21 protein-coding genes are annotated in these 24,455 nt (G+C 47.8%); 14 read left to right on the forward strand and 7 right to left on the reverse strand.

What is annotated here, in order from left to right; translation table 11 throughout:
• Positions 1–174 precede the first annotated feature (174 nt).
• Positions 175–1,965 carry a translation elongation factor 4 gene (gene lepA / locus BWI97_RS06455; RefSeq protein ID WP_102200427.1) on the reverse strand — a complete coding sequence of 597 codons (1,791 nt, stop codon included), beginning with the start codon at positions 1,963–1,965 and terminating at the stop codon, positions 175–177.
• A gap of 250 nt (positions 1,966–2,215) precedes the next feature.
• Between lepA and BWI97_RS06460 the strand changes: the two genes are divergently transcribed.
• The 8 genes from BWI97_RS06460 to BWI97_RS06495 all read left to right on the forward strand — a co-directional run bounded on the left by BWI97_RS06460 (position 2,216) and on the right by BWI97_RS06495 (position 9,828).
• Positions 2,216–2,677, forward strand: coding sequence for a hypothetical protein (locus BWI97_RS06460; RefSeq protein WP_141217619.1), 462 nt, complete (start codon positions 2,216–2,218; stop codon positions 2,675–2,677).
• Between the two features lie 306 nt (positions 2,678–2,983).
• Positions 2,984–4,882: a CocE/NonD family hydrolase gene (locus tag BWI97_RS06465; protein WP_102200428.1), complete on the forward strand. Its 1,899-nt coding sequence runs from the start codon at positions 2,984–2,986 to the stop codon at positions 4,880–4,882.
• 139 nt (positions 4,883–5,021) lie between these two features.
• Positions 5,022–5,912: an NAD(P)-dependent oxidoreductase gene (locus BWI97_RS06470; RefSeq protein ID WP_102200429.1), complete on the forward strand. Its 891-nt coding sequence runs from the start codon at positions 5,022–5,024 to the stop codon at positions 5,910–5,912.
• Positions 5,913–6,339: 427 nt separating this feature from the next.
• Complete coding sequence (locus BWI97_RS06475) at positions 6,340–7,308, forward strand: hypothetical protein (RefSeq protein WP_146010885.1); 969 nt, start codon at positions 6,340–6,342, stop codon at positions 7,306–7,308.
• 206 nt (positions 7,309–7,514) lie between these two features.
• Complete coding sequence (locus BWI97_RS06480) at positions 7,515–7,985, forward strand: GyrI-like domain-containing protein (protein ID WP_102200431.1); 471 nt, start codon at positions 7,515–7,517, stop codon at positions 7,983–7,985.
• Positions 7,986–8,131: 146 nt separating this feature from the next.
• Entirely contained in the window at positions 8,132–8,566 is a 435-nt protein-coding gene (locus BWI97_RS06485; RefSeq protein WP_094815458.1) for a hypothetical protein, read from the forward strand.
• 172 nt (positions 8,567–8,738) lie between these two features.
• Complete coding sequence (locus BWI97_RS06490; protein ID WP_102200432.1) at positions 8,739–9,383, forward strand: hypothetical protein; 645 nt, start codon at positions 8,739–8,741, stop codon at positions 9,381–9,383.
• A gap of 49 nt (positions 9,384–9,432) precedes the next feature.
• A complete protein-coding gene (locus BWI97_RS06495) occupies positions 9,433–9,828 on the forward strand; it encodes a hypothetical protein (RefSeq protein ID WP_102200433.1) in 396 nt (131 codons plus the stop codon).
• Between the two features lie 66 nt (positions 9,829–9,894).
• Here the strand turns inward: BWI97_RS06495 and BWI97_RS06500 are convergent, their stop codons facing one another.
• Together BWI97_RS06500 and BWI97_RS06505 are read right to left on the reverse strand one after the other, a co-directional pair.
• Positions 9,895–11,373: a hypothetical protein gene (locus BWI97_RS06500; protein WP_102200434.1), complete on the reverse strand. Its 1,479-nt coding sequence runs from the start codon at positions 11,371–11,373 to the stop codon at positions 9,895–9,897.
• Between the two features lie 331 nt (positions 11,374–11,704).
• Entirely contained in the window at positions 11,705–12,847 is a 1,143-nt protein-coding gene (locus BWI97_RS06505) for a DEAD/DEAH box helicase (RefSeq protein WP_102200435.1), read from the reverse strand.
• A gap of 148 nt (positions 12,848–12,995) precedes the next feature.
• On the opposite strand from BWI97_RS06505, the gene BWI97_RS06510 reads away from it, so the two are divergent.
• Together BWI97_RS06510 and BWI97_RS06515 are read left to right on the forward strand one after the other, a co-directional pair.
• Positions 12,996–13,448, forward strand: a complete 453-nt coding sequence (locus tag BWI97_RS06510) for a hypothetical protein (protein ID WP_102200436.1) — start codon at positions 12,996–12,998, stop codon at positions 13,446–13,448.
• Between the two features lie 152 nt (positions 13,449–13,600).
• Positions 13,601–14,818, forward strand: coding sequence for a saccharopine dehydrogenase family protein (locus tag BWI97_RS06515; protein WP_102200437.1), 1,218 nt, complete (start codon positions 13,601–13,603; stop codon positions 14,816–14,818).
• 303 nt (positions 14,819–15,121) lie between these two features.
• Here the strand turns inward: BWI97_RS06515 and BWI97_RS06520 are convergent, their stop codons facing one another.
• The 4 genes from BWI97_RS06520 to BWI97_RS06535 form a co-directional block, all read right to left on the reverse strand.
• Positions 15,122–15,331 (reverse strand): heavy-metal-associated domain-containing protein, encoded by a 210-nt coding sequence (locus tag BWI97_RS06520; protein ID WP_094815444.1) that lies wholly within the window; start codon positions 15,329–15,331, stop codon positions 15,122–15,124.
• A 122-nt stretch (positions 15,332–15,453) separates the two neighbouring features.
• Positions 15,454–17,661: a cation-translocating P-type ATPase gene (locus tag BWI97_RS06525; protein WP_102200757.1), complete on the reverse strand. Its 2,208-nt coding sequence runs from the start codon at positions 17,659–17,661 to the stop codon at positions 15,454–15,456.
• A gap of 87 nt (positions 17,662–17,748) precedes the next feature.
• Positions 17,749–18,072 (reverse strand): hypothetical protein, encoded by a 324-nt coding sequence (locus BWI97_RS06530; protein ID WP_094815442.1) that lies wholly within the window; start codon positions 18,070–18,072, stop codon positions 17,749–17,751.
• A gap of 144 nt (positions 18,073–18,216) precedes the next feature.
• Positions 18,217–18,672, reverse strand: a complete 456-nt coding sequence (locus tag BWI97_RS06535; protein ID WP_102200438.1) for a hypothetical protein — start codon at positions 18,670–18,672, stop codon at positions 18,217–18,219.
• A 203-nt stretch (positions 18,673–18,875) separates the two neighbouring features.
• On the opposite strand from BWI97_RS06535, the gene BWI97_RS06540 reads away from it, so the two are divergent.
• From BWI97_RS06540 to BWI97_RS06555, 4 genes are all read left to right on the forward strand, one after another.
• On the forward strand, positions 18,876–20,531 hold the full coding sequence (locus tag BWI97_RS06540) for a CTP synthase (RefSeq protein ID WP_102200439.1): 1,656 nt from the start codon (positions 18,876–18,878) through the stop codon (positions 20,529–20,531).
• 268 nt (positions 20,532–20,799) lie between these two features.
• Positions 20,800–22,605 carry a membrane protein insertase YidC gene (gene yidC, locus BWI97_RS06545; protein WP_102200440.1) on the forward strand — a complete coding sequence of 602 codons (1,806 nt, stop codon included), beginning with the start codon at positions 20,800–20,802 and terminating at the stop codon, positions 22,603–22,605.
• A gap of 151 nt (positions 22,606–22,756) precedes the next feature.
• Positions 22,757–23,149: a tol-pal system YbgF family protein gene (locus tag BWI97_RS06550; protein WP_146010886.1), complete on the forward strand. Its 393-nt coding sequence runs from the start codon at positions 22,757–22,759 to the stop codon at positions 23,147–23,149.
• Positions 23,146–24,411, forward strand: coding sequence for an ABC transporter substrate-binding protein (locus tag BWI97_RS06555; protein WP_102200442.1), 1,266 nt, complete (start codon positions 23,146–23,148; stop codon positions 24,409–24,411). Before BWI97_RS06550 ends, BWI97_RS06555 begins: the two co-directional genes overlap by 4 nt.
• The last annotated feature ends 44 nt before the right edge of the window (positions 24,412–24,455 follow it).

Consider the following 24,455-nt stretch of genomic DNA (forward strand, 5'->3'; position numbering starts at 1 on the left):
CGGTAAAAAGTATATAAAAAATACGAGTCTTTTTAGGGCTCGTATTTTTTAGACAATTAGCTTATTGTATTAATTATTTGTTTAAAACGTCTGATCTTTTACTTAATCTACTGATTAGGTGCTATTTCTTACGTATAGCTCTCTATTTAAGTAGTCAAACGTTTAAGTTTTGCCTTAGCTTTCCAGTTTCAATACAGCCATGAATGCTTCCTGTGGAATCTCTACGTTTCCAACCTGACGCATCCGTTTTTTACCTTTCTTCTGTTTCTCCAGCAGTTTACGTTTCCGGCTAATATCCCCACCGTAACACTTGGCCAATACGTCTTTACGCAGAGCTTTGACAGTTTCCCGGGCAATGATTTTCTGACCGATTGCCGCCTGAATAGCAATTTCAAATTGCTGACGCGGCAGTAACTCGCGAAGTTTTTCACACAGACGCTTGCCCCATTCGTAGGCTTTATCGCGGTGTACAATGGCCGACAAGGCATCCACTTTCTCGCTATTCAGCATGATGTCGAGTTTCACCATGTCCCCTTCCTTGAAGCCCAGGTATTGGTAATCCAGCGAAGCGTAACCGCGGGAGATCGTTTTCAGCCGATCGAAGAAATCAAATACGACTTCAGAAAGCGGCATTTCGAACTGAAGCTCGATCCGGTCAGACGTCAGGTACACCTGATTTTTCAGGATGCCGCGTTTGTCCATACATAACTTCATGATGGTCCCCACGTACTCGCTCTTTGTAATGATCTGAGCGGCAATGAAAGGCTCTTCAATGGACTCAATGTGGTTGGGTTCAGGCATTTCCGATGGAGCTGAAACCTTCAGTAATTCCTCCTTCGTCGTCGTCACGTTAAATTGCACGGACGGAACGGTGGTAATCACTGTCATGTCGAACTCGCGTTCCAGACGCTCCTGTACAATTTCCATGTGCAGCATTCCCAGGAAGCCGCAACGGAAGCCAAAACCCAGAGCCGCCGATGTTTCGGGTTCCCAGATCAAAGCCGCGTCGTTGAGTTGCAGCTTTTCCATCGCTTCACGAAGCTCTTCGAACTCACTCGTATCTACCGGATAAATCCCGGCGAATACCATCGGTTTTACGTCCTCAAACCCTTTGATGGCCTCAGCAGCCAGCCGGTCCATCCGCGTGATGGTATCTCCTACTTTTACTTCTTTAGCGGTTTTGATACCGGAAATCAGATACCCTACATCACCCGTTTTGATGACGTCGCGGGGTTCTTTTTCCAGACGCAGTACGCCAATTTCATCGGCGTGATATTCACGACCCGTAGCCATGAATTTAATTTTATCACCTTTCCGGATTTCTCCGTTGTAGACACGGAAAATTACTTCGATACCGCGGTAGGAGTTGAATACGGAGTCAAAAATCAGCCCCTGGAAAGCTCCATCGGGTTCGCCCTTGGGAGCGGGAATCCGATGAACTACGGCAGCCAGAATTTCAGCAATACCGATGCCTTCTTTGGCCGAAGCGTGGATAATATCCGAACGCTCACAGCCGATCAAATCCACAATCTGGTCGGATACTTCTTCGGGCATGGCACCCGGTAAATCAATTTTATTCAGTACCGGGATGATCTCCAGGTCATGTCCTAAGGCCAGATACAGGTTACTGATGGTCTGGGCTTCGATTCCCTGAGAGGCATCCACGACTAATAACGCTCCTTCGCAGGCAGCAATGGAGCGGCTTACTTCGTAACTAAAATCGACGTGGCCCGGCGTATCAATCAGGTTGAGTACATACTGCTGCCCTTCAAATTTGTAATCCATCTGAATGGCGTGCGACTTGATCGTAATCCCCCGCTCGCGTTCGAGATCCATATCATCCAGCAGCTGATTTTGCATTTGTCGCTGGGATACGGTTTGGGTTTGTTCGATCAGACGGTCTGCCAGAGTACTCTTGCCGTGATCAATGTGGGCAATGATGCAGAAATTGCGAATGTTATTCACGTGTTATGGTCAGTTGAACAGCTTCGGGCTGTTGGCTTGCTGGCTTTAAGCTACTTTATCGATCCGGAAAATGCACGGGTACCTTTCGTTCCCACTTCGTCTTTCCGTTCGAATCTCCAAAAATACACTCAATCTACCGAAAAGTCGCAACACTCCTGCCAAAAGCCCCGGAATGTTTTGGAGAAATCGTATTCTCATTAGAAAATCAACGCTCGCCTCCGATATTGCAAATGGATTTTTAGACGACTTCATGAAACGAATAGTACTAGTAGGTCTTTTGCTGGCGGGATTCGGTACAGCTTCGGCTCAAACCCCGGCGGATTTTCAAAAAGACAGTCTGCGGCGAGCTTACGACCGCGAAACCATTTTTGTATTCGGCAACGGTACCCGCTTTGCCAAGGGCGGACGGGCGTATGCATCGGGCATTCGACAGAAGAATCTGGAGCGGGAGTTTGAGTTCTCAACCGCGGGCCTGTCTGAATACAAGGCGTATCGCAAGCTGCGTACCATTTCTTCGATTCTGACGGTAGCCTCGCTCGGTACCACGATCGTGGGCCTTACCAGTGTCAACAATCGGGGCAGTAATGCCTACTGGGCCTGGTGGGGAGCCGGTATTGCTATTGGGCTGGGTAATGGGGTCATCAGTGGTCAGGCGAATAATCGGTTACAACAGGCGGTCTGGATTCGAAACCGGGATGCATTGACGAGGTGATACTTTTTGAATGTTTGAATTGTAATTATTTTTTCTGGATCGTTACAAGCGTTTGGGTGAAGTTAGGGTTTGGTTGGTACGTGAGATTATGATTATTGAAGTCACCTACGAGTTCCCGGGATTGATCCCAGGCTAATCAGATTGAACCCCGCTGGGGTTCTTTGGTGAATGAGGAATAGAGACCTACTTGTTACGTTTATCAAACCTTACACTTTTCAAACATCAAACTTTATTAAACTCCCCACCCGTATCAAACCTCTCTCAAACGCTTCCTTTTCTTCCCAATACACCCGTAATGTTTATCTAATGAAGCACCAATTCAGAAAAATTTCCCTGGCTTTCCTACTGGGAATGACCTTAATGACGACTGCGGCGGAACGCGTTCTCGCTCAGGGACCAACGATCAACCGGGCCGATTCGCTGTACATTCGTCAGCATTACACCAAACTGGAACGGATGATTCCGATGCGGGACGGCGTGAAGCTTTTCACGTCCATTTACATTCCCAAGGACGAATCGAAGAAGTACCCCATCATGCTCGATCGTACGCCCTACAGCGTGGCTCCCTACGGCGAGGAAAAGTACAAAACGAGTATTGGTCCTTCCATGCTTTTCGCCCGGGAAGGGTACATCATTGTCTATCAGGATGTTCGGGGCAAATACATGTCCGAAGGAGACTTTGTATCAGTGAAACCCTTCAATCCTAACAAAACCAAACCAACGGACGTAGACGAAAGCTCGGATACCTATGATACCATCGACTGGCTTTTAAAAAATTTGCCGACCCATAATGGCAAGGTAGGCACCTGGGGTATTTCGGCTCCCGGTTTTTACACGACCATGACTGCCATCGACGCTCACCCCGCCCTGAAAGCGGCCTCGCCCCAGGCTCCGGTAACGGACTGGTTTATGGGAGATGACCGGCACCACAACGGAGCCTTCTTTCTGATGGGTACCTTTTCGTTTTTATCGTCGTACGGAGCACCCCGCCCCCAGCCTACCACGCAAACGGCCCCGCAGTTCAGTGCGTTTGGCACACCGGATTCGTACGAGTTCTATAAAAAGCTAGGTCCGATCAAAAACGTTAACGAGAAGATCTTCAAGGGTACGAATGCCATCTGGAACGAGATGATGGAAAACGAGACCTATAACGCATTCTGGCAGGCTCGTACGCCGGTGCCTCACCTGAAAAACGTAAAGCCTGCGATTCTAACCGTCGGGGGCTGGTTCGATCAGGAAGATTTGTACGGACCTCTGAAAACCTTTGCCGGGATTGAAAAGAACAGTCCGAAGACCGAGAATTTTCTCGTGATGGGCCCCTGGATTCACGGCGGCTGGTCACGCGTCAAGGGCGATGTACTGGGCAATATTCGATTTGATTCAGATACGGGCCCTTTTTACCGGGAAAACATTGAGCTAGCCTTTTTCAATCACTACCTGAAAGACCAACCAGACCCGAAGCTCCCGAAAGCGTACATTTTTGAAACGGGTTCGAATCAGTGGAAAAAGTACGACGCCTGGCCGCCGAAGCAGTCGGAGGAAAAGAATCTGTACTTCCACCCCAACGGCCAGTTGTCCTTCGAAGCTCCCAAGGCCAATTCCTTTATGGAGTACCTCAGTGATCCGGACAAGCCCGTACCCTTTACGAGCGAAATCCGGAACATTCGCGGAGCTGACTTCATGTACGAAGATCAGCGATTTGCCGCCACGCGTCCTGACGTACTCGTCTACGAATCGGAGGTACTAACGGAAGATGTGACCATTTCCGGAAACGTGATGGCCGACCTGTTTGTATCGACGACGGGTACAGATGCCGATTTTGTGGTCAAACTCATTGATGTATATCCTGGGGATGCTCCCAATAACAGTCCAATTGCGGGTACGAAAATGGGTGGTTTTCAGTTAATGGTACGTGGCGAAGTCATGCGTTCGAAATTCCGTAAAAGCTTCTCCAAACCCGAAGCCCTCGTACCGAATCAGGTAGCAGAAGTAAAATTCGACATGCAGGACGCGGCTCACTGCTTCAAGAAAGGTCATAAAATCATGGTACAGGTGCAAAGCTCCTGGTTCCCGCTGGTAGACCGTAATCCGCAGAAGTTCGTCAACATTTATAAAGCCAGCGAATCCGATTTTCAGAAAGCTACGCACCGGGTGTATGCTTCGCCGAAGCAAGCTTCGCATGTGAAGGTGCGGGTGGTGAAGTAAGGAAGGTATAGCAGACATTAGGAAAGGACGGAGAAATATCCGTCCTTTTTTATATAAAAAGTTTGATAACCTTACTCGCCCAGAGTTTCATTGGGGCAGAATAGTACCTGATCGTTTTTAAAGTATTACCTACATTCCTATGCAAATTGTTTTAACGGGTAGCTCTGGCCGGGTTGGACGAGCCATTTATCAGGCACTTGCTGCCAAACACCAAGTGATAGGTATTGATCGGTCGCCTTTCTCTACGACAAAGATTGTAGCCGATTTTGTTGACACTGAGTTGCTGGTTCGAGCAATGCGGGGGGCTGACGCTGTCATTCATACAGCTGCTCTTCACGCCCCTCACGTAGGAATAGTTCCTGATATTGAATTTCATCGTATTAATGTGGAAGGCACTCTTCTGGTGCTTGAAGCTGCCCGGACCGCTGGCCTGCACCGCCTTGTATTCACTAGTACCACTGCTCTATTTGGCCAAACAATTGATGGGGGCGTTGCTGGCTGGGTTACGGATGAGACCATCCCTAAACCCCGTAGTATTTATCACCAAACAAAATTAGCCGCCGAATCTTTGCTCCAGGAAGCAGCCGATGAATCTTTAGCTATCCGCGTGATTCGTATGTCTCGCAGCTTTCCAGACCAAGCTGACGTGATGGCTATGCATCGCTTATCTAGAGGGGTAGATATTCGTGATGTCGCCGACGCACACGTAGCTGCACTCACTAACGATGGGCCTTTCTATCAAAGCTATATTATCTCTGGGAAAACCCCATTCCTACCCGAAGACTGTTCGCTATTAGCTATTAATTTAAAAGAAGTGATTCGGAAACGTGCTCCGGAATTACTGATAGCCTTTCAAAAGCGGGGCTGGGAACTACCTTCGTCCATCGATCGGGTATACGACTCAAGCTCAGCACGATTAGGCTTAGGGTGGACGCCTCAATATGGCTTCGAAGAAGTATTATCGCAATTGGATCGTCGAAGTCTGGAAGTGCTTCCGGTTCATATTCGTCATAATCATTTGGAAGAATAGTACCCTGCTTACCCCAATTACAAATCGGGGCATTTTTGGTCAAGCGTCTGAGACGCGAAACCTGCCACCCCGATCATTCCATGATGGTTTCAAACCGGGGTGAGTCGAGCGGAGACAATTGTTATTGCTAATTCGTTGAATAGGGCTGTTCCTAAATACATGAGGAACAGCCCTATTTATTTCTACATAAAGAGCACCCAATGAAAGGAATGCTTTCGTCATGCCTTATTTTGTGCCGGTGTAATTAACCACTGTTGATCCCTAACTTAATATGTCCCGGAAACTTTATCTAGTAGCATCCTTTTTGTTCCTTACTCTACTTCAGCACTTTGCTTTTGCTCAGTCAGCAAGTATTACCTGGACGCCTACGACCCGCCTTACGTATCAGGATTTTCAGATTAGTCCGGCCGGAAATTCCATTCACCTTTTGCTTAATTATGAATATGAATTAATTCCACAACCTTTTGGCAAATACACTCCTATCGTCAAAGCTACTGCCACACTTGACCCTACCCTTTCTACCCTCTCAGAGGCCAATGAGATCAATTTACGATATGCTCAGATTTACTTCAATATCTATGGATATGGTGCGAGGCTGATCCAGGTGAAAACGGTAGAAATGGGCACTTTACAAGGAAATACAGAGTCGATAAGATCGGTAATGAATCGCCATTACGGGCAAATTAGTCTACGCGTGAAACAATTGACGAACGCTTTTGATACGGACCTAAAAGTAAAGCCCGTTCCTGAAGTTCTGGATCAATGGGAACGTGACGTACAGCGTTTAACTGAAGAAACTCCAGAAGTTGAAATAAAAAATCAATTGAGTAAATGGCAATTGGGAATGTACGCAGGCGTAGGTCGGAACGTTATGCAGGGAAAAACCAAATCATACTTTACGGATGCCACGAGTTTTAATTTCGGTTTTTCTTTCGATGTAAAGAAATCACGATTTAGCTGGGATATGAATTTAGGCTTTAACCGAACTATAGATTATTTCGAACGCAGGGGCGTGTGGGAGCCCGGAACAAAAGCTAGCCTGGCAACCTTCGAGTTTACGTACGGGCGAAAACTTCAGCGGCAAGACTGGCTTTGGGTTCCTTACGTAGGACTTGGAGTCAATGAATTCACTCCCAGAGGAAACGATGACAACGATCGTCGTAATTTGACGGGTTATGTGCCCGTAGTTGGTCTGGAAATCACTCGTTACCTCAAGCATACGATTCACCCCGGCCAGCGATCCGGTTTCTTTTGCAAAACCCGTTTATCAGCCAGTCCTACCACGTTCTTTACAAACTTTACCGGCACACACCTTAACTTACGATTAGCCATTGGCTTCGATGCTGCTAGAGTAAGAAAAGAGATGGCTTACGTGAAGAAGAATGTGGTCATTTAACACCTGTTCATCCCGCTTTGTAATTGTTGTTGAATGCCCTGCTTGCCCCGATTGGTAACCGTCATGGAGAGATCGGGGCAAGCAGGCGAGTGAAGCGGATCCAAAATGCGATAAGTAACTTTCAGCAAACTTCCATTTCTCTACTGACATAGGGCTGTCATTCTTACCTCGCTCCTTTGCGAGGTCATTCAACAATCCTATCGCTTATGGAGATCGTCACCATCGAACCTTTCTATTTTGTGGGCCTTGCCGTTCGCACGACGAATGAAAACGGGCAGGCAGCCCTGGATCTGGGCACTTTATGGAAGCAATTTCTATCACAAAACCTCATCGATCAGATTCCTGACCCATTAGACTCTACCCTGCATTGTCTCTACACCGATTACGAACAGGACCATACCAGGCCCTATACTGCCTTACTCGGCTGTAAAGTTCGTTCGCTGGACCATGTTCCGGAAGGGTTTGTGGGGAAGACGGTAGCAGGCGGCACCTACGGCGTATTTAAAACAGCAGGAAAACTCAGCGAAGGCATTGTCTATCAGCAGTGGCTAAGAATCTGGAACACGGATCTCAACCGAAACTACACCACTGACTTTGAAGTATATACGACCAATAATCCAGAGGACGAAGTTGTCGCTATTTACATTGCCCTAAACGACTCCGCTCGTCTTGATTAGTAATCATCATAGAATGATCAGGGCATTTTTGGTCAAGCGTCACAGACGCGAAACCATTCCACCCCAATCATTCCATAACGATTTAAAATCGGGGTGAGCTAAATTTTTTCGTTACTTCGCCCCTGTTCTCAAACCTCTCTAAACTGATGAAATTTCTCTTTGCTGGCTTTTTTTTCGTAAGCCTAACCGCCTGCCAATCCCATGATGACCTTCAGGGAACCTGGCAATTAGTATCCTCGGCTAAAATCGAAAAGGGTCGAACCACTACGGATGATTGGTCGGGTAAGAAAATGATCAAAATTCTGAATGCGACTCATTTTTCATTCCTGAATCACGATACAAACGGCGGGAAAGATTCTACGACAGCCTCGTTCGTAGCTGGCGGTGGTACCTATACCCATGAAGGAGATCGGTACACGGAACAGGTAGAATACTGTAGTTACCGACCATACGAAGGAAAAAGTTTTGATTTTACTGTAGAAATTAAACAGGATACGCTTATTCAGACGGGCAAGGAAGAAGTGAAGGAGATGGGTATTAACCACGTTATCGTGGAGAAGTACGTCCGGGTTAAAAATTAAGCAGCCTGTTTCAATCCTACTGTCTTTTTTAATCAGCCCGGTTCGTACCGGGCTTTTTCTTACCCAATCTGTTTCTTCCTGTCGATACAGTTCAGACGATGTTTTCAGCAATTCAGTCAGGTTCGTCTATAAGCTACGCATCTCTTCTACTAGGTTCGTGGAAACAAAAGCCATGAACTATTTTTTTATCACGTTAGCCCTGCTGGTCAGTACCGTCGCCCGAGCTCAGTACCAGCCCCTGGGGGCCATCACGCAACCCGTCGAAGGTTTCGTCATCACTACGCAGGGCGATACGCTGGTCGGTGAAGTTCGTATTGTTTCACTTACGAACGACTCACCCGCTAGCGTAACCGTACAAATTCCCGATCACGAAAAGCAGAAGTTCAGGAGTCTTGAACTGCGGGTAATTGCCCAGCAGATTCCTGATTTCGCGTACCGAACGGGCAGCATTCCCCGCGAACGCGAGTATGTACTGTTTGAACGCGTTACGAATCCGAGAACTGATAAATCAGTATTACTGGAACGATTGACGCCAGCGGACGGTCCTTTGGCTCTGTATTTCGATCCTTCGGGTTGGAAAAATTCGCCGGGATTTACCTTCGGCAATTTCACCATTAGCCGGGAGCAGGAACTCAGCTATATTCTGGTGAAAAACAATCATGCTTTTTTCCTGGCTCGTCCGACTGACGTTGAGCAGATTCACCAAAAAGTCATGTCCGACTGCCCAGCTTTTCTAGAGCGTTATCCAACGGCTACACGTCGCGACTGGCAAGAACTGGGCGAACGCGTGGTCTTCTACAACCAATCCTGCCCGTAATTCAAGCTACAGAACTTATTCCATCTACCACATTCTGAGTTATCTATTCATGAAAAAGTATTGGCTGATATTCTTCACCACCGTGAGTCTGACTGCCTGCGAGCGTTCTATTGATTCGTTTACGCTCCGGATCGAACCCGTTTTTGCTCGAATCACCCAACTTCCTGAAACGGGACAAGTTTCCAAACCACTCCGGATCAACCTTCGGGTGCAGGAACCCAATCCGTGTTACCAGGACATGAGCCTCTTATTGGAAAAGGAAAGTGAATTTACGTATCGCCTACAGGCTAATTCAGGATATGTAAACCATAACCATGCCTGTTCACAGGTTGTAGTCGTGACGGATACAGCCATCACCTTTGTACCTCCACAAAAAGGCACCTACGTTATTCATACCAACAAGCCGCCCCTGCCCGTACAAACCGATTCTATTCGGGTAGAATAACCTGGTATTGGTTAAGTAAAAAAGGGCGATGTGTTTAAAACATATCGCCCTTTTTGGGAGATAAAACTACTTTTTAGATGCCAGATATTGTTCATAAATTGAATCTGACTTCCCCAGGTATTGATTTGCTTCGCGTAAGGTCCAGCGTTCTTTTAGTACCAGGTACGTATTCGGATAAGCATTGTACGGAACCGGAGTAAATGTTACGTTCTTGGGAAAATAATAAGCCGTGAGTTGATTCACGCGAACTGCTCGAATGATCCGACCGATGGCAATAAAGCAGGATGAAAATACGAGCAGTAAACAAATCGTTATGAATTGACTTTTACCGGGAACCTCTTTGACTATACGAATGGGCTTGGTCAAAATAGACAGGGGCTCAAACAGATATGAGCCAATAATGACTAAATAAGGCATCGGACCCCGGAAGAGAAAATCATTGACTTTACCCATTCGATATAGGGAAAAGAACAGAATTAAAACTAAAATAGTATTAAATAAATAGTCCGGTAAAATTTGACTGTATTGGCTTAAATACCGCCGGGCCAGAAAGAACAGGAATAGATTTAAGCCAATGTTCGTAGCAAACTCTTTGAAGGTATTTACATGATCCTCACGAAAAGTCCAGATGAAGCCAGAAATGGGTACTTGCTGATGGGAAGAAAAATAGAAGAGAGGGGGTAATACGATTAAAGCTGGCACTACTAACTTCAAAATAAATGTATACCAATTACGCCTGTAATGTGATAAAATGAAGTTTCGAATCACTATAATTACCATTAATAAACTCATGGTAAGGGCGGGGAATACAGCCCACCAGAACGAAAGTACAATAGCAAAAAAACTGTCTTCAACATCCTGCCTGTATTTGAGAGCAAAAACTAACATTCCAGCCATAATGAACGAAGGAATCGATTGATTGGGTACCCAGAGGAGGTTTTCAAAGTTCGACCAGATTTCCACACCAAAGTCCTGATAATCATAGAAATGTACTGAAAATTTAGCAAAGAAAGTTTTCAGTACATGGGCCGTATCTCCGATCGTCAGGGCCAGCAATACCAGAACGATTTTCCGATTAAGTATCAGATAAATCCAGAATAATCCCAGAAAGAAACCTAGATACGTCCAGATAAATATAGCTGATTCACTTAATTGATGGGTAATTTTGGATACTAATCCAGGCACTACGTAGTAGCCAAAATAGTACGAGACATTAGGTCCTCTTTCAGGCATTTTTAAGGGCCAGTCGTGCACGAATAAATCATAATGCTTGGTATTGTGGGCCCAGTAGTCAAACGTTTGATGACACAATCCGCTAACGCCCGAAATCAGGGTAATAAACAGAGCGAAGGCCGCAACGATAGATACATCTTTACGCCGGATGGATTGTCCGATCGGTAAAGTCCGAACCTGATACGCATATACTAATAACAGCAGAGGAATGGCAATACAGGCAACTATTGTATTGAACCAGTAATAAAAGAAGACGAGATTTGGCAGCAATAGGTAACCCGCACTCAGCAGATGTAACTGACGAGAATTCATACCAGTCTTTTTTAAGGGCTCTTAAAAAAACAAGTTCATGCAAATTCTTACGTACTCCAGAAACGATACTGAATTTAAAAACGACCATACCCTACCCGTTAGATCATCCATACGGATACATCTTACCAGGGAAAAGTACTTAAAAATGGTGGCTTTATTACGAAGCGGTAATCGTATCAACAAGCCAAGTCGTACCTTTAAAAAGTGTGAACAGTAAGCGGCCTGTTCAGGATAGATAAGCGAAAAAAGAATAGATACTGTTCACAAATGGGATATACGCTAACGCGTGGTTAACGTTAGCCAAGGTAAAGAATAAATTTTAAATACCGAATTAAAAGCCGTGTAAATTCACTTCATCACTTTCGCGTATGTCCACGCTTTTTCCCATTTTCTTCTGAATGATTTTGAAGTGGTGTTCATCCTCGGGTGTAATAAGCGAAATCGCTTCGCCAGAAGCTTCCGCCCGTCCGGTACGGCCAATCCGGTGTACGTAATCCTTGGGCGAACGGGGTAACTCATAATTGATCACGTAGGGAAGAAACTGAATGTCGATTCCCCGACCAATCAGGTCCGTGGCCACCAGTACCCGAATTTCTCCGGATTTGAACCGATTCAGGGCCTGCACCCGGGCTCCCTGGCTTTTCTGACTGTGCATGGCGTAGGCTTGAATGCCGTTTTTATTCAGTTTCACGACCAGATTGTCCGCCGTACGTGTGGAGGATACGAAGACCAGTACTTGCTGCATGTCCTGACTCTTGATCAGATACCGAAGGAAAGGACCTTTACGTTCGTCCGCCACCCGATACGCTACCTGCTGAATTAAATCCAGGTTTTGCTCTTCTTCAACGATCTCAATTTTTACCGGATTATTCAGTAATTGCTGGTTGATCCCTTCAATGGCATCACCCAGCGTAGCCGAAAACAACAGGCTCTGCCGTTTGCGGGGCAAGCGGGCAAAGATCTGCTTCATCTCCTCCGCAAAACCCAGATTCAGCATTTTGTCGGCTTCATCGAGGACCAGCATTTCCACTTCGGCCAGCGACACGGCCTTGTTCTGCATCAGATCCAGCAGACGACCCGGCGTGGCTACCAGAATCTCCGTACCCAACATCGCCTTCATCTGGGGATTGATCGATACCCCGCCGTATACAGCCAGCGTTCTTATTTTTCGGGGAAGACGGGCACTAAACGTCTGAAACACTTCGGCAATCTGCATGGCCAGCTCACGGGTGGGCACCAGCACCAGGGCCTTGGGCGAACGGTTGCGAGTCGAAGGCTTCTGCTGAAAGAGTTCCAGAATAGGCAGAGCAAAGCTGGCCGTTTTTCCCGAACCGGTTTTCGCAATTCCAAAGAGGTCTTTTCCCGCCAGAATCGCTGGAATTGCTTCTTTTTGAATGGGATACGCTTGTGTATACTGCTGTTCAGCGATCGCTTTTAGCAGGGGTTCGGAAAGACCAAGATTGGCAAATGACATAGAATTCGGGTACGATGAAAGGCCAAATATACGACGGATTATCCAGAGCAGGGGCGGATGGGGTCAAAGCGTCCCCCGTTAAGCTTTAGTGGAACAGTTCTTTCTTTTTCCCTGAAAAACGATCCATTCCACCTATGAATATCTCCGAATGAATATCTCCGAACTTCTGGTTGCCAGCATTGCTGGCACGTCGCTCATGACGTTGTTTATGTACCTGATGAGTTTTCTGACGGGTTACAAAACGAAAGTTATCAATGTCTTAGGAACGCTTCTGACGTTTCAAACCAAGCCTTCGGGTGAACTGTCGTATTCACCCCTGGCCGTTGCGGTAGGGACCGTTGCTCACTATGCGGTAGGCTTTGCGTTTGCACTGGCGTACGGCTGGCTTTGGTCGGAAGAAATCCTGCAGCCCAATCTTTGGGGCATTCTGATTTTAGGTACGGTGAGCGGTATTCTGGCGGTGATTTTCTGGTGGTCTTTCTTTAAAATCCACCCGAAATCGCCGGATTTGAAACTTTCAGCGTACCTGACGGCCATTTTCCTCGCCCATTATTTTTTCGTTGCTGGCGTGGTCTGGTGTTATAATTTTTTGCGATCCTGAGTTGAAAGCCATCCATTTCCAACGGAACTACTATTTTTGCGGCCAGTGAGCCGGAAATGCCGTGGGAATACCCTTTTTGAAGCCTGTATTTTCACTTTTTCATCATCTAAAACCGAACTTTTCCATCACGTATCGTTCATACACTACTGAAAATGAGCAAGAAAGTTTTAATTATTGGTGCCGGTGGCGTAGGCAATGTGGTTGCGAAGAAAGTAGCCATGAATCCGGATTCTTTTAGCGAAATCCTGCTGGCCTCGCGTACCAAGTCCAAGTGTGATAAAATTGCCGCCGAAGCTCGTGAGCATGGCCTTCCTACGCCCATTCAGACGGCCCAGGTGGACGCTGACAACGTAGCTGAATTAGTTGCTTTGATCAACGACTTCAAACCCTTCATGGTCATCAATGTGGCTCTGCCCTACCAGGATCTGACCATCATGGATGCCTGTCTGGAAACGGGTGTGCATTACTTGGATACGGCCAACTACGAGCCTAAAGACGTTGCAAAGTTCGAGTACTCCTGGCAATGGGCGTATCAGGATCGTTTCCAGAAAGCCGGACTGATGGCATTACTGGGCTGCGGTTTTGATCCGGGCGTAACGCAGGTGTTTACAGCGTATGCAAATAAGCATCAGTTCTCGGAAATGCAGTACCTCGACATCGTAGACTGCAATGCGGGTGATCACGGAAAAGCCTTTGCTACCAACTTTAATCCCGAAATCAACATCCGGGAAATTACGCAGCCGGGTCGGTACTGGGAGAATGGCGAATGGGTGGAAATTCCCGCCATGAGCGTTCATAAACCCATCGAATACCCGAACGTCGGTCTTAAAGAAAGTTACGTTCTGTACCACGAAGAACTGGAATCGTTAGTTAAGAACTTCCCAACCCTGAAGCGGGCTCGTTTCTGGATGACGTTTGGTCAACAGTACATCACCCACTTACAGGTGCTCGAAAACGTGGGTATGACCAGCATTCAGCCCATCAAGTTCCAGGGTATGGATGTGGTTCCGCTGGAATTCCTGAAAGCTTTACTACCCGAACCCGGTACGCTGGGCGAAAATTATACGGGTGAAACGTCCATCGGTTGCCAGATTCGGGGTATTGGTAAAGATGGTCAGGAAAAAACCTACTTCGTTTGGAACAACTGCAAGCACCAGGATGCCTACAAGGATACGCAGGCTCAGGGCGTAAGCTACACGACGGGCGTACCTGCCATGATTGGAGCCAAGCTGATGTGCGACGGGGTGTGGATGCAACCCGGCGTCTGGAACTGTGAGCAGATGGATCCCGATCCGTTTATGGATTTGTTGAATAAACACGGTTTGCCCTGGCACGAAGCGGTGAATGAACCGTTGTCCGTAGAGCAATAGAATAAAAAAGCCGATTCTTTAGGGAATCGGCTTTTTTGTGTTTGATGGATACTATTCTCGACCCCCGCATTGCACATGGGGGCTAGACTGGTACCGTTTGCGACTGGTGCAGGTTTCCAAACCTATACCCGCCCTTTGGCCGTTTCCAATTGCCTTCATTAGAGAAGTAATTGTAGTTACAAGAGGTAACCGTTCCCCGCATTGCATACGGGCTATTCAAATTGAACCCCTTCGGGGTTAAGAACTTCTTTTGTATAGAAACTAGACTGGTGCAGGTTCCCTAACTCCATTAGAATTTCCCAATTATTGCAACTCCGCCTTAAATCCAGCTTTTTCGACAGTTTGAATGACGGTTGCGGCTTCCAGCTCCTCTCCTTCCACCGTTAGAATTTTATCCGGATTGTTAGTGTCTACTTTCCAATTATCAATCGAATCTTCCTGATTCAGAAACGGAGAAACTTTGGCTACGCAATTGCTGCAGTTGATATTGGTTTTGAATTGAATCGTTTCCATGTGTTCAGTTTACAGCGGTCCGCCGCTGCGGTTTTTAATTTTCTGTTTTCAGTTAAGCACCTGACTTGTTAGTACTCTAAAAACAGCTAATCTACTCCTTCATTTATTTATTTCATTAAAAATCAAACCCTCCGGTACTTTAACCGTAGACTATTCATCACGACGGATACCGAACTCAGGGCCATGGCTGCTCCGGCGATCATCGGATTCAGTAAAAATCCGTTCAACGGGTACAATACCCCGGCGGCAATGGGAATTCCGATGATATTATAAATGAAGGCCCAGAACAGGTTCTGTCGAATGGCGTGTACCGTCAGTCGGGAGATTCGTAACGCTTTCGGTAACTGTAGCAAGTCGCCTGAAATCAGCGTCATTTTCGCTACATCCATCGCCACGTCTGAGCCATGCCCCATGGCAATGCTTACGTCGGCCTGAGCCAGAGCCTGTGAGTCGTTGATGCCGTCGCCTACCATGGCGACTACCTTTCCCTGGCTCTGGTAGGCTTTCACCACCTCGGCTTTATCACCGGGCAGGACTTCCGCCCGGAACTCAGTTACGCCCACTGCTGCCGCCACCTGAGCGGCCGTCTGGGCATTATCGCCCGTCAGCATGAGTACCTGCACGCCTTGCTTTCGCAACTGCGTAATGGCTTCTTTTGAATGGGCTTTGATCGGGTCGTTGATCGCCAGTACGGCCAGCACTACCTGCTCCCGAGCCAGTACAATCACCGTACGAGCCTGATTTTGCCACTGCTGTACGGGCCAGTGGTCCAGTACTACGCCTTCGGCTTCCATCCAGCGGGGACTTCCTGCCCGAAAAACTACGCCTTCTACCTGACCGCGGATGCCCTTCCCGGGTACATTTTCCAAAGCCGACACCGCGGCTGGTTTTACTTTCTCTGCTTTCAGAGCTTGTACAATAGCCTGAGCCAGCGGGTGCGTCGATTGACTTTCCAGGCCTAACAAGACGGGTTTCCAGGCTTCGTCGCTCCATTGGCTATCCGTTACGCTGGGCTTGCCTTCGGTGATCGTTCCGGTTTTATCCAGAATGAGGGTATCCATGCGGTAGGCTCGTTCCAGGCTTTCCGCGTCTTTGATCAGAATGCCGTTTTCGGCTCCCTTACCTACCCCAACCATAATCGCTGTGGGCGTCGCCAGTCCCAGAGCACAGGGACAGGCAATGACCAGTACCGTGACGGCATTAAGCAGGGCGTACGTAAGGGCGTTTTCGCCACCTATCAGCCACCAGACCACAAACGTCAGTACGGCAATTCCTAAGACTACTGGAACGAAAATACCCGCAATTTTATCAACCAGTCGCTGAATGGGGGCTTTACTCCCCTGAGCTTCCTGTACCTGCCGGATGATCTGAGCCAGTAAGGTATCGCTGCCCACTTTCTGAGCAATGAAATGAAAACTCCCCTGCTGATTGATGGTTCCGGCAAATACCTTGGTCCCCTTCGTTTTTTCAACGGGAATGGGTTCCCCTGAAATCATACTCTCATCGACGTACGACTGGCCTGCTTTCACCTGCCCATCCACGGGTATCTTATCACCGGGCCGTACCAGCAGACGATCGCCCACGCCTACTTCGGCGAGTGGTACTTGTACTTCTTCGCCGTTTTCAATCCGTGTGACCGTCTGCGGTTGTAGACCCATTAGCTTTTTGATGGCCGAAGACGTATTGGACTTAGCCCGTTCTTCCAGCCATTTGCCCAGCAGAATAAACGTCACTACGACCGCCGCTGCTTCAAAATACACGTGTGGATGCAATCCCCGCTGATGCCAGAATTCCGGATATATCGTGTTGAACACGCTGAAGGCATAGGCAATACCCGTGCTCATCGCGACCAGTGTATCCATGGAAGTTTGTCCGAAGCGGGCCTGCTTGACGGCATTAACGAAGAACTTCCGCCCGAAACAGAAAAGTACCGGCGTACTCAGTCCCCACATCAGGTAGTTGGCGGGCGGCCAGTCCATCCATACCATCCCCAGTACTACCACCGGAATCGTCAGTAGGGCCGACCAGATCAGATTAGACTGTAAGGTTTTAAGGCGATTTTCTTTGTATTCGGCCTGCTTTTCCTGAGCACTCTCCGCATCAATGATCAACCCATAGCCAATGCCCTGTACGGCCTTTTGTAGCTTTTCAAGGGACGTTTGCTGCGGGTCAAAAACAATACGGGCGGATTCGTCGGCGAAGTTGACCGTTGTGGTTTCTACGCCAGGCTGTTTCGTCAGTATGGTTTCCACGCTTTGGGCACAGGCCGCACAGCTCATGCCTGTGACGGGTATACGTAAAGATTCGGTGGGTGTTTCAAGCGTTTCCATGACTACTTCCATTACAGATACAAAGTTCGGCTTCCTGATGTGTTGCGGCATTACAGCTTTCCGGAAGGAATTTGCATAGTTTTGCCACTAGCGTCGGGGTTTACGCGGGTAATCTTCCATCTCCACGGCGGGCAGTACCGGATTCAGAATTTGCTTGGAAATGACCACCCGGAAAAACTTCACCCCACTCACTTCGTAATCCTGCCAAAACTTATCCCGTAACTGTAAATTTCGGTAAATCGTTGAGTAACTCACCTGGGGTTCCCAGCCATGAATGTTCAGCGTAGTTAACAAAAATTCTACCGTTTTTTTCAGGTTAGAAAAGTACACCACGGACGCATCCCGCCGCCGCTGGTCGGGTAAAGCGGGATAGGGCTGAATACTGAGTTCATAAATAGGTTGCTGATTCATAGCACATTCATGGAAAATTATGAGCTTATTTTTCAGTAACACAATTTCAGGGTAAGAAGTGCCGTTTCATCCACATACACCAACAAAAAGACCCCGACTGCTTTCGGCTGGGGTCTTTCTATTTTTGTCTGGTATCTTCCAGCTTTACTGCAAACGCCTAAACAGACGATTAGGTAGGTCTACATATGATCCTACGGCCAAATCAATCTGCATGGCTTCAGAGCATACAAACAATCGCCCACTTAGGTAATTGTCAGGTCTGGTTCCATACCTGGCAAGGCCCAAGGAATCAGCAATGGCAACTCCTTTTTCTAGTTTAATAAGTTGATAGCTTCCCTTGTACAGCACACTTTTCTCTTTTCGAACTTCAATGTGATTCGTATCGGCGAAAATCATTTCCACGTTCGGTACCGGAGCGGTATAATTCGTAACGGATGAACTCGTATAGACAAGTTTCCATTTGCCCAGCAATTGCTGTCGAAACGTTTTGACATCCGTAGCGGCATTCTCTGCCAAACAAGGCGTTAGTACCGGCTCAATGGATTTGTTTTTTTGACAGGCCACAGCTAGTACCAGCAGAAGAAAAGTAGTTTTTTTCATTGATTTCCCTTTTTTCACCAGGACCCGGGCGTATATCCTAACGTTGGAAAGTCATTTCATTATTTTCATTTTTTATTCAGCAGCCAATCGGCTGACGGCCAATTTTTTAAGTACTCCGGTCAAAAAAACTGTCAACCGAAAACCGAAAACTCTAAACTTTTGCTATTATCTTTGTATCCCGTACACAAATCATACACGTCGTCATGTCCACGGCCAAACCGACGAAATATATCTTTGTTACGGGCGGGGTTGCATCTTCTCTCGGCAAAGGCATTGTCGCCTCCTCGTTAGCTAAACTTCTGCAAGCCAGGGGTCTTTCCGTTACTATTCAGAAAATCGATCCTTACATTAACGTCGATCCCGGTACGCTCAATCCGTATGAGCACGGCGAATGCTACGTTACCGATGATGGAGCCGAAACGGACCTGGATCTAGGTCACTACGAACGCTTTCTGAACGTTCCTACGTCACAGGATAACAACGTGACGACGGGTCGTATCTACTACAACGTCATCATGGCCGAACGCGAGGGTAAGTACCTCGGTAAAACGGTTCAGGTGGTCCCTCACATTACCGACGAAATCAAACGCTGCATTACGGCGTTGGGTACGACGGGTAATTTTGACATTGTCATTACTGAAATCGGCGGTTGCGTAGGTGATATTGAATCCTTACCCATCATCGAAGCTGCCCGTCAGCTGAAGTATGAACTGGGCGAGAACAATACGCTTTTCATTCACCTGACTCTGGTTCCGTACCTGAGTTCGGCGGGTGAATTGAAAACCAAACCGACGCAACACTCGGTTCGTACGCTTTCGGAATCCGGTATTCAGGCCGATATTCTGGTTTGCCGTACCGAGCACCCGATTCCGCAGGATATGCGTCGCAAGATCGCTCTCTTCTGCAACGTACAGCCTAACGACGTAATCGAATCCATCGACGCCGAGACCATCTATGATGTGCCGCTGTTGATGAAAAAGGAAAAGCTCGATCAGCGGGCGTTGTACAAACTCAATCTGTACAACGATCAGGAACCCGATCTGGATTCCTGGAAAGACTTCCTCGGCAAGTACAAAAACCCAACGGACCAGATTACGGTAGGTCTGGTAGGTAAGTACGTCGAACTGAAAGACGCCTACAAGTCCATTGCGGAAGCCTTCATCCACGCCGGTGCTGAAAACGAGTGCCGGGTTAAGGTTGAATGGATTTCTTCGGAAACCCTGGAACAGGAAGAAGTCATTGAGCAATTGCTCAATCTGGATGGTATTCTGGTCGCTCCGGGTTTTGGTGAGCGGGGTCTGGAAGGAAAAATCCGGGCCGTACAACTCGCCCGTGAGAACAAGATTCCGTTCTTCGGTATCTGCTTAGGTATGCAGATGGCCGTCATCGAGTACGCTCGCAACGTAGCGGGTATTGCCGGTGCTTCCTCTTCCGAGCTGGAACCTTCCACCCCTAATCCGGTCATTGACCTGATGCAGGAGCAGAAAGCCATCAAAGCCAAAGGCGGTACCATGCGACTGGGAGCCTGGCCTTGTGATCTGCAAAAAGATTCACTCGCCCATCAGATTTACGGCAAGAAGAAAATCTCCGAGCGTCACCGTCACCGGTATGAATTCAACAATGCGTATCTGAAGCAATTGAATTCTGCTGGTCTGGTTACCTCAGGTATCAATCCGGAAAGTAAACTGGTCGAAATCATTGAGCTGAAACCTGAAGTTCACCCCTTCTTTATCGGTGTGCAGTTCCACCCCGAGTATAAAAGTACGGTGTTGAGTCCGGCTCCGCTGTTCGTACATTTCGTGAAAGCAGCCCTTACTTACTCCCTCGCGAAACGGGAATCGGTAACGGTGGGCGTCTAAAATCGCTCTACATAAACGAAACAAGCGTCTGATCATTAACCTATTATCTGATTCTAACTAAAGCATAGTTTTAGAAAAGAGAAGCCGTTAGGTCCTAGGTTTTATTGATACCAATCGGCACTGTCGGTTACCGTTTAACATTAATTCCATTCTATTACTGGAAAAAAAGGACGAGCACGCAGGGCTTTCGGGATTGTTTCCGAACTTTGCGTGCTCATTTTTTTAAACTCTAATTACACCGGAGCCTTGTTGTCTCCCCACCATCCTTATGGATCGTAATACCATCATTGGGTTGCTATTGATTGTTGGCATGTTGCTTGGGTACCAGTTTCTGATGCCCGAAGAAAAGCCGCAACCCCAGAAACCCCAGCAAATGGGTGTTCCCAAGAAGAATGTTTCTACGGCTGCGACGCTGGACACGGCCGCCTTAGGTAGCTTCTCAGCCGCTGCCAAAGGTACTTCGCAGGAAGTAGTCCTTGAGAACAAAGACGTTCGCGTTACGTTCTCTACCCAGGGCGGCCGGATTAAGGAAGTACTGCTCAAAAATTACAAAACGTACGATCAAAAGCCGCTGTACCTTTTCGACGAGAAGGGTTCCCGTCTCGGACTGGAATTGCCCAACGGTCCCGGCAAAGTAGATGTTAGTCAATTATTCTTCACTACGACAGATCAAAGTCAGGTAATAGCGGAAAGCGGTTCGGGTACGGTAGCCTTTACCCTCCAACTGGCCAGTGGTCAAACCATCGAACAACGCTATACGCTTCCCGGCAAAGGTTTTACGCTGGGGTACGATCTAAACGCAAAGAATTTCGGTGGAAACGCCCGCCTGTTCTGGTCGCACACCATCGATCGTACGGAGAAAGATGTTAACAAACTGCGGAATGAGAGTACCATCAACTATTTAACCACGGATGAATCCTTCGATCACCTGAGCCAGAATAGTTCCGGTACGGAAGAGCAGACGCTGGAAGAACCGATCAAATGGCTTTCGTTCAAGCAGATGTACTTTGTATCCGGTCTGGTGGGTGAAGGTACGAACCTCTCGGGTGTAAAGCTGAAATCAACGGCCTTCCCCGACAATAACGAGGAAAATCTGAAAACGCTGGAAGCCGAAGTACAACTGCCTGCGGCTGATCTGGCGGCGGGTAAAGGCAAGTTCAAGCTGTACTTTGGCCCGAACGATTACCAGCTTACCACGCAGGTAGCTCCCGACTTTAACGAAAACGTGTACCTGGGTTACGCCTTCCTGAAACCCGTGAACCGGTATGTATTCGTTCCGCTGTTCAATTTGCTCGGTGGATTTATTTCCAACTACGGCGTACTGATTTTTGTACTGGTCTTCATTATCAAACTGATTCTGACGCCTCTTACGTACAAGAGTTACATTTCCATGGCGAAGATGCGGGTGTTACAACCGGAGCTTGCGGCCCTGAAAGAAAAAATCGGCGACGACGATGCTCAGAAAATGCAGCAGGAACAGATGAAGCTGTACCAGCAGGTGGGAGTTAATCCTTTATCGGGCTGCGTACCGCAATTACTGACGCTGCCTATTCTGATGTCGGTCTTCTTCCTCTTCCCGAACCTGATTGAGCTGCGTCAACAGCCCTTCCTGTGGACCAATGACCTTTCGGCGTACGATGACCTGATTAAGTTCGGTTTCTCGTTACCGATTCTGGGTAATCACATCAGCTTGTTTACGGTGATGATGACGGGTTCCAGCATTCTGTTTGCGTATTACAACAACCAGACGACGGTAAGCACGCCGGGTCCGGTAGATTATCGTACGCTGGGTTACATCATGCCGCTCGTGTTCTTCTTTATCATGAACTCCTTCCCGGCGGGTCTGGCCTGGTACTATCTGGTATCCAACCTGATCACGATCGGTCAGCAGCAATTGATCAAACGCTTCGTTGACGAAGACAAAATCAAAGCTATTCTGGAGGAAAACCGTCGCAAGATTTCGAGCGGAGAAAAGAAAAAATCGAAATTCTCTGAGATGCTCGAAAAACAGTTGAAAGCGGCGGAAGAAGCGAAAAAACAAGCCGAAGCTCAGGCCAACAAAAAGAAAAAATAGTTGGTAACTGGCCCAATGGCCTGCCTAACGTGACAAAAGCCCCTGACCTACCGGAAAGGGGCTTTTTGATTGGTATCTTTCTTTTGCGTAAATATTGGGGGCGGTTGGTAAGACCGTCCATTCTGATTTACTTTTGTTCAAAGACGTATTCATGATTCGACTTACCTTCATCTTTTTCAGTATCCTTTTCTCGCTGAATGTTCTGGCCCAAACCGCTCCTGCAGACTACCAGCAGGCGTACCAGAAGGGCGAACGGGCTCTTCGCGATAAAAAATACGATCTGGCCCGCGAGTATTTTGCTCCGCTCACCTCGGCCCGTTACCAGAACGAACTGGTACCCTACAGTCACTACTTCATGGCTCTGGCCTGTTTAAAAAGCGATCGGCTGGCCGAAAGTCGCACGTACTTACGGCAGTTAGAAAGCCGTTACCCCAACTGGTCTAAAATCGCTGATGCCCGCTACCTGTACGCCAATGTGCTGCTGGAAGAAGATCAGTTTACGGCCGGTGTGGATGCTCTTAACGCCTGCCGGAAGCACGCATGAAGCAGGACATTGAGTCACTGGAAGCGTATTATCTGGCTCAGTGTACGAACCTTTCCACGCTGCGTCAGCTCCATACCAAGTACCCCAATGATGCCATTATTGCCGAAAACCTGGTCGCTCTGATTCAGCGGACGTCAACGAATAAGGCCGATCTGGATTTAGCAGCCCGACTTACTACTCGGTTTTCCCTGAAACCCCGCACGGCTCCAACGGGTCCAAGTACACCGGTATTGACTGCCCCGAAAGGCAAGAAAAGTGCCTATACCGTTGCTGTCCTTTTCCCGTTCCGAATGAATGAGCTAAACTCGGCAAACAATCAATTCGTGGTGGATCTGTACGAAGGCATCCGGCTGGCCGTCAAAAAACTGCAAAGCGAAGGAATCACGGTCAATGTCCTGGCCTATGAAGTGGATAATACAGCTGAAAGTATGCAGAAGGCATTCGGTGATCCGCAGTTTCAGCAATCGGATGTACTCATTGGACCGCTGTATCCGGTTACGTACGAATTAGCGACGACCTGGGCTGCCGAACGGAACATTCCCATCGTCAATCCCATTTCGACGAATAGTTCTTTACTGGAAAACCAGACGTATCTGGTACAACCCTCCGTTGAATCACAGGCTCGTTTGCTCTTCCAGTTTTCGCAACGCTTTACGCCAAAATCCACGTACATCGCCTACGGCAATACGCGTCAGGATTCACTACTCGCTGCCACATACGCTCAAGTAGCAAAAACCAATGGCGTGCAGGTACTAGGCATGAAACGCGGTCGCAGCGAAAGCCTCACCGTTGAATTAAAGGGTAAGAAGCCGGGTCACATTCTGGCTGCTTTTACGGGTAGCGGCGAAGGCCCCGGCGTGATTTCCTGGAATCGCAGTACGAACCTGGGTGTTCCTCTGCTGGTGCCTTACGAAGCCTTCAATACCAACACGTCTTCGGCGTCCACATTTTCGGGTTCGAATGTGTATTTCTTTGATTCCATGTTTAGCAGTGATACCGACCCAGCGGTACTGGATTTTCGACAGAAGTACATGACGCAAGTCAATACACTGCCGTCTAATTACGCCTACCTTGGGTACGACACCATGCTCTTTTTCGGTCGTATGCTGGGTAAGTACGGTAGCGATTTTACCAAAGGTCTGAAAAATCAGTCCTACAAGGATGGCTATACGCTGGGTGGATTCGACTATCGGCAATCCACCGACAATCAGAATTTCAACGTTCTAAAATTCAGTAATTATCAATTTATTCAGGTTAAATAAATGCGTTTGGAGTTTAGGGTTTTGTGTTTAGAGTTTGGGCCAAT

Origin of the sequence: Siphonobacter sp. BAB-5405 (genome assembly GCF_002872335.1) — a bacterium.
GTDB lineage: Bacteria > Bacteroidota > Bacteroidia > Cytophagales > Spirosomataceae > Siphonobacter.